This window comes from Pseudarthrobacter sp. NPDC058196 (assembly GCF_042882685.1).
GTDB lineage: Bacteria > Actinomycetota > Actinomycetes > Actinomycetales > Micrococcaceae > Arthrobacter.
This window is the reverse complement of sequence record NZ_JBHVVN010000002.1, coordinates 327079-341123: the sequence shown is the minus strand read 5'-3', so window position 1 is coordinate 341123 and position 14045 is coordinate 327079. Positions and strand designations below refer to the sequence as shown.

10 protein-coding genes and 1 pseudogene are annotated in these 14045 nt (G+C 63.1%); 10 read left to right on the top strand and 1 reads right to left on the bottom strand.

The window, feature by feature from the left end:
* Nucleotides 1-385 precede the first annotated feature (385 nt).
* The 4 genes and pseudogenes from ACFVVC_RS04285 to ACFVVC_RS04270 all read left to right on the top strand — a co-directional run.
* Nucleotides 386-589, top strand: a complete 204-nt coding sequence (locus ACFVVC_RS04285; protein ID WP_387449581.1) for a hypothetical protein — start codon at nucleotides 386-388, stop codon at nucleotides 587-589.
* A 255-nt stretch (nucleotides 590-844) separates the two neighbouring features.
* Nucleotides 845-2398: a Re/Si-specific NAD(P)(+) transhydrogenase subunit alpha gene (locus ACFVVC_RS04280; RefSeq protein WP_387449579.1), complete on the top strand. Its 1554-nt coding sequence runs from the start codon at nucleotides 845-847 to the stop codon at nucleotides 2396-2398.
* The gene (gene pntB / locus ACFVVC_RS04275) at nucleotides 2395-3870 is read left to right on the top strand and encodes a Re/Si-specific NAD(P)(+) transhydrogenase subunit beta (RefSeq protein WP_387449577.1); all 1476 of its coding nucleotides are present in this window, start codon (nucleotides 2395-2397) and stop codon (nucleotides 3868-3870) included. The genes ACFVVC_RS04280 and pntB (ACFVVC_RS04275) overlap by 4 nt, the downstream gene beginning before the upstream one ends.
* 361 nt (nucleotides 3871-4231) lie before the next feature.
* Nucleotides 4232-4342: pseudogene (locus ACFVVC_RS04270) on the top strand (hypothetical protein); the annotation flags it as partial.
* Nucleotides 4343-4632: 290 nt separating this feature from the next.
* Here ACFVVC_RS04270 and ACFVVC_RS04265 read toward each other — a convergent pair.
* Nucleotides 4633-5112, bottom strand: coding sequence for an Lrp/AsnC family transcriptional regulator (locus ACFVVC_RS04265; protein ID WP_387449856.1), 480 nt, complete (start codon nucleotides 5110-5112; stop codon nucleotides 4633-4635).
* 267 nt (nucleotides 5113-5379) lie between these two features.
* On the opposite strand from ACFVVC_RS04265, the gene ACFVVC_RS04260 reads away from it, so the two are divergent.
* From ACFVVC_RS04260 to ACFVVC_RS04235, 6 genes are all read left to right on the top strand, one after another.
* Complete coding sequence (locus ACFVVC_RS04260; RefSeq protein WP_387449575.1) at nucleotides 5380-7731, top strand: pyruvate dehydrogenase; 2352 nt, start codon at nucleotides 5380-5382, stop codon at nucleotides 7729-7731.
* The gene (locus ACFVVC_RS04255) at nucleotides 7728-9512 is read left to right on the top strand and encodes a thiamine pyrophosphate-binding protein (protein ID WP_387449573.1); all 1785 of its coding nucleotides are present in this window, start codon (nucleotides 7728-7730) and stop codon (nucleotides 9510-9512) included. Before ACFVVC_RS04260 ends, ACFVVC_RS04255 begins: the two co-directional genes overlap by 4 nt.
* A 179-nt stretch (nucleotides 9513-9691) precedes the next feature.
* Complete coding sequence (locus tag ACFVVC_RS04250; RefSeq protein WP_387449571.1) at nucleotides 9692-11245, top strand: Re/Si-specific NAD(P)(+) transhydrogenase subunit alpha; 1554 nt, start codon at nucleotides 9692-9694, stop codon at nucleotides 11243-11245.
* On the top strand, nucleotides 11242-12717 hold the full coding sequence (pntB, locus tag ACFVVC_RS04245; protein ID WP_387449569.1) for a Re/Si-specific NAD(P)(+) transhydrogenase subunit beta: 1476 nt from the start codon (nucleotides 11242-11244) through the stop codon (nucleotides 12715-12717). Before ACFVVC_RS04250 ends, pntB (ACFVVC_RS04245) begins: the two co-directional genes overlap by 4 nt.
* A gap of 237 nt (nucleotides 12718-12954) precedes the next feature.
* Nucleotides 12955-13092 carry a hypothetical protein gene (locus tag ACFVVC_RS04240; RefSeq protein WP_387449567.1) on the top strand — a complete coding sequence of 46 codons (138 nt, stop codon included), beginning with the start codon at nucleotides 12955-12957 and terminating at the stop codon, nucleotides 13090-13092.
* Between the two features lie 170 nt (nucleotides 13093-13262).
* The gene (locus ACFVVC_RS04235) at nucleotides 13263-14033 is read left to right on the top strand and encodes an electron transfer flavoprotein subunit beta/FixA family protein (protein ID WP_387449565.1); all 771 of its coding nucleotides are present in this window, start codon (nucleotides 13263-13265) and stop codon (nucleotides 14031-14033) included.
* The last annotated feature ends 12 nt before the right edge of the window (nucleotides 14034-14045 follow it).

The window sequence follows — 14045 nt, the reverse complement described above, 5'->3', positions numbered from 1 at the left end:
TGGCCATGACCTGCTTATCGATGCGTTTGAGATGAGCGGCGAGCAGCTCGGCCTATTCCAGGTCGGCGTCGTAGGTGAACTGATCGACCGCCGTTAACTGGACACGTGTTGGATGCAAAAGCAAAGGGCCGCGACAGGCATGCGTCGTATGCTGGCCGATCCCGGTCTTCCGGCGCTTCAGTGAAGAACTCGAATCGGTGCAGTTCGGGGTCCTTGCGTTGGCAAGAGCAAGAGCGGCAAGAGCCCCAGCTCGGGGGCTGACGTGGCGATTTGCGTGACCGGCGGTCCGAGCGGAGGTGGCTTCGCAATTGCGGAGAAGTTCGCCGCATCACCACCAAATCACATTCGAACGATTTCGAGAGGTAACAAAAGGAAGATGCAAGTCTTGGCAGAAATCCGAGTCGAGTACAAGGCCGAAGTGGACGAAAAGCTGGATGCCGCCGTTGCAGCCGCTCGTAGCCATGCCTCCACAGACCGGACCCGCGGAGTCCTCGTGACCCGGCACGATTTTGACCATTTCTCAGTGGCACTTTCACCAGACGTTCCGTTCGGACTCATCTACGAACTCGACCGTGCCCGGAGCATCTAGCTGACAGACCCACGTCGCTGCTGGACGGCTATCACTGGACGCTGGCTCCATTCACCGCCACTCACTCATGTAGGTCGGTCCGGCACCGAGTGGAACCCTACTCTGGGTCTCAGACTGATGACATTCCGAAGACACTGAGAGAGTCATCGACTGGTCCACGCCCGCTAAATAGTTTTTTGAAGAAATGAATCGGTACCGAGCGACTGGGCAGTGGATATCTGCCAGAGCCGGTTGTTGGCTAAAGGAAAGAGCAAAGTGACACGGATTGGCGTTGTGGCCGAGTTAGGTCGCGAGACGAGGGTGGCAGCGACGCCTGTGACTGTGAAGCAGTTGTTGGGGTTGGGGTACGAGGTTGTGGTAGAGAAGGGAGCGGGGGAATCGGCGTCTTTCCGTGATGAGGACTACACTGCCGCTGGTGCCCTGGTTGTGGGTGCTGATGAGGCGTGGGGGTCTGAGGTGGTGCTGCGGATCAATCCGCCCACTGAAGAAGAGATTAGCCGGCTTGCCGCGGGAGCGACCCTCATTGGCTCGTTGAGCCCTGCTCTGCGGCCTGAGCTGGTGGAGGCGTTGGCGGCGCGGCCGATCACGGCGCTGGCGCTGGATGCGGTGCCGCGGATTTCCCGGGCGCAGTCGATGGATGTGCTCAGTTCGATGGCGAACATCGCGGGCTACCGGGCTGTGATTGAGGCCGCGCACGAGTTCGGCCGGTTCTTCACGGGCCAGGTCACGGCGGCGGGCAAGGTTCCGCCGGCGAAGGTCCTGGTCGCTGGGGCCGGTGTCGCCGGGTTGGCGGCGATCGGTGCCGCGAGCAGCCTTGGTGCGATTGTTCGGGCGACGGACCCGCGGCCTGAGGTCGCCGACCAAGTGAAGTCGATCGGCGGGACCTACCTCAAAGTAGAGGTCGCCGAGGAGATGAAGTCTTCCGACGGGTACGCGAAGGCGACGTCGGATGCGTATAACGCCCGGGCTGCGGAGATCTACTCCGAGCAGGCAGCGGATGTGGACATCATCATCACCACGGCCCTGATCCCCGGCCGTCCGGCACCGAGGCTCCTCACGGCCGAGGACGTTGCGGCGATGAAGTCCGGCAGCGTCATCGTGGACATGGCTGCCGGGCAGGGCGGGAACGTCGAAGGCTCTGTCGCCGGCGAACGCATAGTCACGGACAACGGTGTGGTGATCCTGGGTTACACGGATTTGCCGGCCCGTTTGCCGGCGCAGGCGTCCCAGCTGTACGGGACAAACATGGTGAACCTGCTCAAGCTCCTCACCCCGGAAAAAGACGGGGTCCTGCGGATCGATTTCGACGACGTCGTCCAGCGTTCCGTGACGGTGGTCCGGGAGGGTGAGAAGACCTGGCCCCCGCCACCGGTCCAGGTCTCCGCCGCACCCGCGGCCACCGCCCAGGCCCCGGCCGCTGAAAGCACCGCGCCAAAGAAGAAGGACGGCTTCAGCCCGGCCGGCAAGGCCGGTCTTTTTGCCGCGGGCATCGCTGCTCTGTTTGTCGTCAATACGGTGGCGCCGGCGCCGCTGCCGCAGCACTTCACGGTCCTGATGCTCTCGATCGTGGTCGGGTTCTATGTCATCGGGAAGGTCCATCACGCCCTGCACACCCCGCTGATGTCTGTCACGAACGCGATCTCGGGGATCATCGTCGTCGGGGCACTGCTGCAGGTCACCTCCGACAACATCATCATGCAGGTCCTCGCTGCCGTCGCTGTCCTGCTGGCCAGCATCAACATCTTTGGCGGCTTCGCCGTCACCCGGCGCATGCTCGCCATGTTCTCCGCCGGAAAGGCACGGTCATGAACGCCGCCACCCAAGCAGCAGGAATTCTATCGAGGAGCCTTACCGTGTCTGACACCGTCTCCGGTCCATTGACCGCCGACGCCATCGCCGGAGCGGCGTACATCGTCGCGGCCCTGCTGTTCATCCTCAGCCTCGCCGGCCTGAGCAAACACGAGAAAGCCCGCGCCGGGGTCATCTACGGCATCACCGGGATGATCATCGCCCTCGCCGCGACAATCTGGCTGACCCTGCAGGAGGCCTGGGGCACCGGCGCGGGCCTGACCGGCCTGGTCCTGCTCCTGGCCGCGGTCCTCGTCGGCGGTGCCATCGGGCTCTGGCGCGCCCGGGTGGTCGAAATGACCGGCATGCCCGAGCTCATTGCCCTGCTGCACAGCTTCGTGGGCCTCGCCGCGGTCCTGGTCGGTTGGAACGGCCACCTCGAAGCCCCCGCCCTGTCCGGCGACCTTCTGGCTGTTCATCATGCTGAGGTGTTCATCGGCGTGTTCATCGGCGCGGTGACCTTCACCGGCTCGATCGTGGCATTCCTGAAACTCTCCGCCCGGATGAAATCCTCACCGCTGATGCTGCCGGGCAAGAACGCGATCAACCTCGGGGCGCTGGCCGCGTTCGTCGCCCTGACCGTCTGGTACGTCAACGACTCCCAGCTCTGGCTCCTGATCGTTGTAACCCTCCTTGCCCTGGGGCTGGGCTGGCACCTGGTCGCCTCCATCGGCGGCGGCGACATGCCCGTGGTCGTGTCCATGCTCAACAGCTACTCCGGCTGGGCCGCAGCCGCGGCAGGCTTCCTGCTGAACAACGACCTGCTCATCATCACCGGCGCCCTGGTCGGCTCCTCGGGTGCGTACCTGTCCTACATCATGTGCAGGGCCATGAACCGGTCCTTCATCTCCGTGATCGCCGGCGGCTTCGGCATCGCCGCGCCCACCACCGGCGGAGATGCAGACCAGGGCGAGCACCGCGAGATCACCGCCGAAGCAACCGCGGAACTGCTGGCCAACGCCTCGTCCGTCGTCATCACCCCCGGCTACGGCATGGCCGTAGCCCAAGCACAGTACCCCGTTGCTGAACTCGCCCACCAGCTCCGCGAGAAGGGTGTGAACGTCAGGTTCGGCATCCACCCGGTCGCAGGACGCCTCCCAGGACACATGAACGTCCTCCTCGCCGAAGCCAAAGTCCCGTACGACATCGTCCTGGAAATGGACGAAATCAACGACGACCTCGGCGACACCTCCGTGGTCCTCGTCATCGGCGCGAATGACACCGTCAACCCCGCCGCCGCCGAAGACCCAGGCAGTCCCATCGCGGGCATGCCAGTCCTCAAAGTATGGGAAGCCGAAAACGTCATCGTGTTCAAACGCTCCATGGCCGCCGGCTACGCAGGAGTCCAAAACCCCCTCTTCTACCGCGACAACTCCCAAATGCTCTTCGGCGACGCCAAACAACGCGTCGAAGACATCCTCCGCGTCTTCTAACGAGAGAAGAGACCATGCCCATACGTCATATCCTCCACAATGTCGCGGTTCAGAAGGCAAAGCTCTCGGGCGTGCTGAAGGGAAATCCCTGTGCAGAGGAAACGCCAGCACCCCGGCAACCAATCAACATCGACGAGTTTTCTGCATCCCCCTGGGTTGGTCTTCATTACCGCCATGAGTTCTTGCTCCACTACAGGCATGAGTTATTGGTGCAGCACCTCAAGGGACTAACGCCTCTAGATACGTGCCAGTGAACGGGCTTACAGAACTCTCCGGGAAGACATCGTCGAGTGCCATCTTCTGCCGGGACCTGTTCTGGCCCAAGTCGAATAAATCGGAACGGCTTGGACGAGGCAAGGGACATCAACCCAATCTCGACTACCCTGCCGGCCCCAACTACCACCTCATCGGCTTCGACACTCCGACTTCTACACCGATCTTCGTGGCCAGCCGCGTCACGAGCTCGACCGCATCTGAAAGGAAGGAGGATCATCCATGTCCCCGAAAGAATGGACACTCAATGTTCAACCGCATCAGTGGCCCACACTCCGCGGAACGGCAGTCGAAATCTGGCTGCATGGGCGGCTCCATCGACGGGGCCTGGTAGATGCCGTGATGCCCGATGAATCAGGCCTATGGCTGGCTGCTGACGGGTCGGACAGGCGGGAGTTCATCAGCATATGTGCCGGCGACGAGATCCGGGCATGCGTCCCCAACTCGGCCATGGCCTGCTAAAGGGGCATACCGTGCCCCCTTCCCTCGTCATTCGCCCCGCGAATCAGGTGCACCTATCAGCTGCGAGATCCGATAGCTCACCAATTCACGCATGACGAGTCCGGTGTTCGTGCGCTTTACCCCGTCGGTCGCAAGGATACGTCCGGCCACACGGTACAGATCGTCGGCGTCGCGGGCAACGACATAGACCAGTAAGTCATTGAGACCGCTGAGCCCCTGGACCTCGATGACCTCCGGAATGTCGCCGAGCGCCTGGCTGACAGAGGTCAGCTTGCGCTGGGTGACTTTAGTAACCACATAGGCGCTCAAGGGATATCCCAGAAACGCCGGGTCAATCCGGCGCTCGAACGTCCGCAGCGTCTGTTCCTCGGCATACCGGCTAAGACGCGAACGCACGGTGTTTCGCGCAAGACCTGTGGCCTCTGCCACGGCGATATTAGTGGCATCAGGATCATCAATCAACGCGCGCAGCAGCGCTGCGTCGATGGCATCGGCCCTTCGTTGCATGCTCAATATGAACACCTTCCTCAATCATCCAGCTACGCTATTTGCGCATTATGCTCATAATACATCGCATGGCTTGCGCATTATGAGAATTGATGCTCGAATTAATAACAGATTCGCAGCACCATGGCGCAGGGTGCCGCAGGAAACACCTTCCACCCGCCGCTGATGCCGGCTTCACAAGAGCCTTCTGCCCCGCTTACGGCCACCATCCCAGCGTCGGGAATCACGCCCGTCAAGCCATCCACTCCACTTCCTAAGGCGCCACACATGAACCAGATTCCCGCAAGCGAGGAACGCACAGCCTCCGCTACTCCCGGATATGACGACCCATATCTCGATACGCTCGCCGCTATCGAACAGCGTGTCCTGTGGCTGGCGACTTCCGTGATCCACCACGCCAACCGGGTTCGCCCCAACGTTTCAGGCATCAAAGTCGGAGGACACCAGGCCTCCAGCGCCTCCATTGCCACAATCATGACCTCCCTGTGGTTTGGCCAGCTCCGCCCCGAAGACCGTGTTTCCGTCAAGCCACATGCCTCACCCGTGCTGCATTCGATCAATTACCTCCTGGGCTGCCTGGACGAAAAGTACCTCACTACGCTGCGTGAGTTCGGGGGGCTGCAAAGCTACCCCAGCCGTTCGAAAGACCCGGACCCGGTTGACTACTCCACCGGCTCGGTCGGCATCGGCGCCACAGCCCCCATTTGGGGTGCCATCTCACGGCGCTACACCGAGACCGTCAGCGGAACCCCCAATCGCGGGCGGCAGTATTCGCTCGTCGGTGACGCCGAACTGGACGAAGGTGCCATCTGGGAGGCCGTCCTGGATTCTAGCGTGGCGGAGCTCGGCGAAATCGTCTGGATCGTCGATCTCAACCGGCAATCGCTGGACCGGGTCGTGCCAAATATCGCGGCTGGAAAGATCGAGCGCCTCTTCGCCGCAGCCGGCTGGCAGGTGATCACCGTCCGGTTCGGGCACTTGCTGGAAAGCCTCATGGGCCGCCCCGGAGGAGATGCACTGCGCCAGCGCATCGTTAACATGTCAAACCCCGAATACCAGCGCCTGCTGCGCTGCTCTGCCCCGGAACTGCGCGACCGTATTCCAGGTGCCGGCGCAGGACGAGACGCCATCACCGATCTGATCTCAACAGTGGACGACCACACACTGTTCCGCGCCATCAGGAACCTCGGCGGCCACGATCTGGCTGCGCTGCGCGATGCCTATGCCCAGATCGATGATTCCAGACCCACAGTCATCATCGCCTACACGGTGAAGGGCAACGGGCTGCCGACAGAGGGCCATCCGCAAAACCACTCCTCCCTGCTCACGGCCGGCCAGTACCGGGAGCTTGCAGAACGATTCGGTGAAAACGCCGACGCTCCCTGGAACCGCTTCGACTCCTCGACTGCGGAGGGAAGGCTGATCTTCAATACGGCAGAAGTACTCCAGCGAGATGCCGAGGTGCCCGTCGCACCGCCACAGGTCCCTACCGATCTCGGCAGGACCCCCTCGGGCACAGCCACCACCCAGGCTGCCCTCGGACGTGCTCTGCTCGACATTAAACGCGCCGCCCCCGACGTTGCCCGCCGCGTGGTAACAGTCAGCCCCGACGTAAGCTCAAGCACTAACCTCGCCGGGTGGGTCAACAAAGTGGGTGTCTGGTCCGTTGAAGAGCGCCAGAACTGGTTCAGCGACGACTCGGAAACGGTCATGCACTGGCGGGAAAATCCCACGGGCCAACACATCGAGCTCGGCATAGCAGAGGTCAACCTCGTAGGACTGATCAGCGAACTCGGCGCAACCTGGAGCCGTTGGGGCCAGCCCCTGTTCCCGATCGGCGTACTCTATGACCCCTTCGTGGAGCGCGCCCTGGAACCCTGGTCCTACGGCATTTACGCAGGCGGGCAATCGATCCTGGTGGGGACCCCCTCAGGGGTTACCCTCGCCCCGGAGGGCGGGGCACACCAATCAATCAAAACGCCCTCCATCGGGCTTGAACAGCCAGGCTGCATCAGCTACGAACCTGCGTTCGCCCTCGAAGCCGAGTGGACACTGCTGGCCGCCATGGCGCAAATGGGCCGCCCCGGCGGCAAGTCTGCTTACCTCAGGCTCTCCACCAAGCCCGTTGATCAGCAACTGGCCGAAATCCCCGAGGATCCGGCCGCCCGGGAGCGTCGACGTCGCCAAGTCGTGGCCGGCGGCTACCTGCTGCGGACCGTTAAGAACCCCAGCGCGACCATCGTCACCATGGGCGCACTGGTGCCCGATGCGATTGCCGCCGCCGACCGCCTCGGGGCCCAGGGCAGACCCGTTGACGTGGTGTGCGTGACATCTCCAGGGCTGCTTTACGAAGCCCTGCAGAGCAGGAATGGTCAGAAGGAAAACGCAGAGACCTGGATTCTGGATCAGATCCTGCCGCCCGAGCGCGCCGTGCCGATGATCACCGTGCTCGACGGACACCCGCACACGCTGGCCTTCTTAGCCAATGTCAACCAGGTGAAGAGCAGGAATCTCGGCGTAAGCCAGTTCGGTCAATCCGGGGACATCGACGATGTGTACCGCTACCACGGCATTGACGTCGACAGCATCATCCGCGCCGCACTCGACGTCGCGGAATGACAACGATGATTGCCGCTGACGTAACCACGTTCCTGCCACGGCATGCAGGCGTCCCCCTGAATACTTGGGCAGGCCCAGAAGGTCCCTCCTCGGCCTGCAGCATTCGGAACGGCGCCATCACAACCGGTGCGAAAGCCATTGTCTGGAGCCTCGAGGAGCTGGGCATTTCTGCCATATTCGGCATACCCGGGGGCAATGTCATACCGCTCTACGACGCCCTCATGGATTCGCGCACCGTGCGCAACATCTTGACCAGGCATGAGCAGGGGGCCGGCCATGCAGCTGAGGGCTACGCTGCAGCTTCCGGCCGGGTCGGCGTTGCGGTAGCAACAAGCGGACCAGGAGCAACGAACCTCATCACGGCAGTCGCGGACGCCTACTTCAATTCCGTCCCGATGCTCATCATTACCGGACAGGTGTCCTCGGCGCTCATGGGTACCGACGCGTTTCAAGAGGCAGACATCCTAGGAATGACGACGCCCATCACTAAGCATTCCTTCCTGGTAACTGCAGCGGAAGACATAGCCCCCACAATCGCCAAAGCACACCTGATCGCGTCGACAGGAAGGCCCGGACCCGTCCTGGTCGACATCACCAAGGATGCCCAGCAGGCACCCGTCACCTTCCAGTGGCCAGCCCAATCCAAACTACCTGGATACCGATCAACGACACATGCCAGCCGCCGCCAAATCTCCTTGGCAGTGCAGCACATCCGTGAGGCAACGCGGCCCCTGTTGTTCATTGGGGGTGGTGTAGTCAAGGCAGCCGCCACGGCCGAACTCCGCCAGTTCGTGGAATCAATTGACCTGCCTGTGGTCACAACGCCAAAAGGGCGCGGAGCGTTCCCCGAAGCGCACGAACGCCACCTGGGTGTTACAGGCCCTTACGGTCATGCCTCGGCACGGATCATGCTTCAGGAAGCTGACCTCATCATTGCCATTGGAACAAGCCTGAATGCAATGACGTCCTCGAGCAGCCCAGAACGCTTCGCGCACACGGCAAAACTCATACATGCAGACATTGACCCCGCAGAAGTTGGCAGGATTCATAAGGCAGACGTATCCATCGTCGGTGATGCCAAAGACGTCCTGCACGCCCTTGCGGAGGCATTCTCCGGCACTGACGCGCATGCCCCCTCCGCTGGCCTCGGGAAGATGCCGCTTCAAAACACTGACGGCCACGATCTCCGGGATGGTGGCCGCGACCCGGACAACGGCCTGCTGAACCCAGACTACGTCTTCGCCAGGATCAGCGCGCTTACCGGGACCGAAGCAGTCTTTGCCATGGGAGCCGGCTACCACCACACAATGGCCGCGCAGAGCCTGCAATGCAACCGCCCGAATTCCTGGTTGAACTCAAGCACCCCGGGCTATGGCGTCCCCGCCGCGATGGGCGCCAAAGTCGCCGAACCCGATCGCGCAGTATGGGCCATCGACAACGACAGATACTTTCAAATGACCAACCAGGAACTCGCCACCTGCACCCTTAACAACATCCCCATCAAGGTGGCAATTTTCAATACCAGCATGTCCACACAAGGCACGACATCTCCCGCAGGCCCGGAACCCGACCTGGTCAAACTAGCCGAGGCGTACGGCGCGATGGCTGTCCGAGTCAGCAATCCAGAGGACATTGACCACGCCATCAAGCTCGCCATGGACACCAACGACCGGACAGTCGTTCTCGATTTTGTCATCAGCGCCAGGGCTATGCGCCCAGAAAATAGGGTCGGTTACCCATGCAGCTCTCCCACACCGGCCGGGACGAGTAAACACAGCTAGTTCGACCTGCAATCAAGCAACACAGCCCGCAACCGGCCCGCCCAAATACGCGACCGCACGGTGGGCTGATCCCCCACACCACCCTGCAGGGCATGGCACAAGGGCTGCCCAAAATGAACCACTCTTATCGCGCCGGTGGCAATATCGCGACCAGCACGTTGGCTAAAGGAAAGAGCAAAGTGACACGTATTGGAATCGTGGCCGAATTAGGCCAAGAGACAAGAGTGGCGGCAACGCCCACCACCGTTACTCAGCTGCTCGAGTTGGGGTACGAGGTCGTGGTCGAAAAAGGCGCCGGGGAGCCCGCATCCTTCCGTGACGATGCTTATGCCGAAGCGGGTGCCCTGGTTGTGGGTGCTGATGAGGCGTGGGGCAGTGAGGTGGTGTTGCGGATCAATCCGCCCACCGAGGATGAGATCGACCGTCTCACCGACGGCGCGACGCTGATCGGGTCGTTGAGCCCTGGATTGCGGCCTGAGCTGGTGGAGGCGTTGGCGGCGCGGCCGATCACGGCGCTGGCGCTGGATGCGGTGCCGCGGATTTCCCGGGCGCAGTCGATGGATGTGCTCAGTTCGATGGCGAACATCGCGGGCTACCGGGCTGTGATTGAGGCCGCGCACGAGTTCGGCCGGTTCTTCACGGGCCAGGTCACGGCGGCGGGCAAGGTTCCGCCGGCGAAGGTCCTGGTCGCTGGGGCCGGTGTCGCCGGGTTGGCGGCGATCGGTGCCGCGAGCAGCCTTGGTGCGATTGTTCGGGCGACGGACCCGCGGCCTGAGGTCGCCGACCAAGTGAAGTCGATCGGCGGGACCTACCTCAAAGTAGAGGTCGCCGAGGAGATGAAGTCTTCCGACGGGTACGCGAAGGCGACGTCGGATGCGTATAACGCCCGGGCTGCGGAGATCTACTCCGAGCAGGCAGCGGATGTGGACATCATCATCACCACGGCCCTGATCCCCGGCCGTCCGGCACCGAGGCTCCTCACGGCCGAGGACGTTGCGGCGATGAAGTCCGGCAGCGTCATCGTGGACATGGCTGCCGGGCAGGGCGGGAACGTCGAAGGCTCTGTCGCCGGCGAACGCATAGTCACGGACAACGGTGTGGTGATCCTGGGTTACACGGATTTGCCGGCCCGTTTGCCGGCGCAGGCGTCCCAGCTGTACGGGACAAACATGGTGAACCTGCTCAAGCTCCTCACCCCGGAAAAAGACGGGGTCCTGCGGATCGATTTCGACGACGTCGTCCAGCGTTCCGTGACGGTGGTCCGGGAGGGTGAGAAGACCTGGCCCCCGCCACCGGTCCAGGTCTCCGCCGCACCCGCGGCCACCGCCCAGGCCCCGGCCGCTGAAAGCACCGCGCCAAAGAAGAAGGACGGCTTCAGCCCGGCCGGCAAGGCCGGTCTTTTTGCCGCGGGCATCGCTGCTCTGTTTGTCGTCAATACGGTGGCGCCGGCGCCGCTGCCGCAGCACTTCACGGTCCTGATGCTCTCGATCGTGGTCGGGTTCTATGTCATCGGGAAGGTCCATCACGCCCTGCACACCCCGCTGATGTCTGTCACGAACGCGATCTCGGGGATCATCGTCGTCGGGGCACTGCTGCAGGTCACCTCCGACAACATCATCATGCAGGTCCTCGCTGCCGTCGCTGTCCTGCTGGCCAGCATCAACATCTTTGGCGGCTTCGCCGTCACCCGGCGCATGCTCGCCATGTTCTCCGCCGGAAAGGCACGGTCATGAACGCCGCCACCCAAGCAGCAGGAATTCTATCGAGGAGCCTTACCGTGTCTGACACCGTCTCCGGTCCATTGACCGCCGACGCCATCGCCGGAGCGGCGTACATCGTCGCGGCCCTGCTGTTCATCCTCAGCCTCGCCGGCCTGAGCAAACACGAGAAAGCCCGCGCCGGGGTCATCTACGGCATCACCGGGATGATCATCGCCCTCGCCGCGACAATCTGGCTGACCCTGCAGGAGGCCTGGGGCACCGGCGCGGGCCTGACCGGCCTGGTCCTGCTCCTGGCCGCGGTCCTCGTCGGCGGTGCCATCGGGCTCTGGCGCGCCCGGGTGGTCGAAATGACCGGCATGCCCGAGCTCATTGCCCTGCTGCACAGCTTCGTGGGCCTCGCCGCGGTCCTGGTCGGTTGGAACGGCCACCTCGAAGCCCCCGCCCTGTCCGGCGACCTTCTGGCTGTTCATCATGCTGAGGTGTTCATCGGCGTGTTCATCGGCGCGGTGACCTTCACCGGCTCGATCGTGGCATTCCTGAAACTCTCCGCCCGGATGAAATCCTCACCGCTGATGCTGCCGGGCAAGAACGCGATCAACCTCGGGGCGCTGGCCGCGTTCGTCGCCCTGACCGTCTGGTACGTCAACGACTCCCAGCTCTGGCTCCTGATCGTTGTAACCCTCCTTGCCCTGGGGCTGGGCTGGCACCTGGTCGCCTCCATCGGCGGCGGCGACATGCCCGTGGTCGTGTCCATGCTCAACAGCTACTCCGGCTGGGCCGCAGCCGCGGCAGGCTTCCTGCTGAACAACGACCTGCTCATCATCACCGGCGCCCTGGTCGGCTCCTCGGGTGCGTACCTGTCCTACATCATGTGCAGGGCCATGAACCGGTCCTTCATCTCCGTGATCGCCGGCGGCTTCGGCATCGCCGCCCCTACCACCAGTGACGCCGGAGAGCAGGGCGAGCACCGCGAAATCACCGCGCAGGCCACCGCCGAGATGCTGACCAACGCCTCGTCCGTGGTCATCACCCCCGGCTACGGCATGGCCGTGGCCCAGGCCCAGTACCCCGTCGCCGAACTCGCCCACCAGCTCCGCGAGAAGGGCGTGAACGTCCGGTTCGGCATCCACCCCGTCGCCGGGCGCCTGCCCGGACACATGAACGTGCTCCTCGCCGAAGCCAAAGTCCCCTACGACATCGTCCTGGAAATGGACGAAATCAACGACGACCTGAACGGCACCTCCGTGGTCCTCGTCATCGGCGCCAACGACACCGTCAACCCCTCCGCCGCCGAAGACCCCGGCAGCCCCATCGCCGGCATGCCCGTCCTCCGCGTCTGGGAAGCCGAAAACGTCATCGTGTTCAAACGATCCATGGCCGCCGGCTACGCCGGCGTCCAAAACCCCCTCTTCTACCGCGACAACTCCCAAATGCTCTTCGGCGACGCCAAAACCCGCGTCGAAGACATCCTCCGCTCCTTCTAACAGACAACACTCACGAGACGGAGGTGTTCATGCACAGGCACCCGTTACCGGCTAACAGGCAGGCCCGTAAGGTGGTCGAACCAGCCACATCCAATGGGAACGAGCATACAGTGGAAGCACCTGCACCGCTTCACTCCTTCGATATTGACGGCTTTGCTGCATCCGCATGGATTGGACTGCACTACAGACACGAATATCTGCTCCATTACCGGCATGAGTGGTTGGAGCGGCCTCTCAATGACTGATTTGGTCGGCTTTGCCGCCAAAGCGCCGTGTGCGGACATACCCGCCCGCGCACTGGTGGTGCGGCCGCGCAGCTCCACCAGTCCGGGCACTTCCTGGCAACACGCCGCCTTCCGCACCATGATCAGCTGATCCCCGACTGACGGCCCGCAGCGGCGCGAGCGGCCGGAAGAGCAGGTCGGGCCCGCAGCTCATAGGTTCGCATGACACAAATACTAGGAACTCCTAGTATTTACTAGGAACTCCTAGTAAATTGGTCCTAGCCTATTTATTCGAAGTATTCGCAGCAGGAGGAAAGTACCGTGAAGATCATTGTTCTGGTGAAGCAGGTGCCCGACACCGAGGAGGAGCGCAGGCTCGACCCCGCGACGGGGCGGCTGGACCGCGACGCCAGCGAGAGCGTCGCCGACGAAATCAACGAGCGTGCCCTCGAGGTGGCGCTGCGTTATAAGGATGGCAACAAGGGCAGCGAGGTCGTGGTGCTGACAGTGGGTCCGGCCTCCGCGGCGCAAGCTCTGCGCAAGGCGCTGTCCATGGGGGCGGACTCCGCGGTGCACGTGGTGGACGACCGCCTGGAAGGTGCCGACATTGCCATGACGGCCGCCGTCCTGGCCGCTGCCGTGCAGCGCACCGGCTTTGACCTGGTTGTCGCCGGCAACGAATCGACCGACGGCCGCGGCGGGGTGGTGCCGGCCATGGTGGCCGAGCACCTCGGGCTGCCGCTGCTTTCCTCACTGAACACCGTGACGCTTACCGCGGGCACGGTGGCCGGGGAGGTCAGCGTGGAGGCCGGCAGTCTGGCCGTGAGCGCGACCCTGCCGGCCATCGTGTCGGTGACCGAGCGGGCCGCCGAGGCCCGGTTCCCGAACTTCAAGGGCATCATGACAGCCAAGCGCAAGCCCCTGGTCACCCTGTCACTTGCGGACCTGGGTCTGGACCCCGTAGCGGGCGGCGCCTCAACGGTGCTCACCCTTTCCGAGCGACCGGCACGCACTGCCGGCAAAAAAATCGTCGACGACGGAACCGCGGCCCACGAACTCGCCGAGTTCCTGGTCGCCGGCCGCCTGGTCTGACCCGAGGAGATT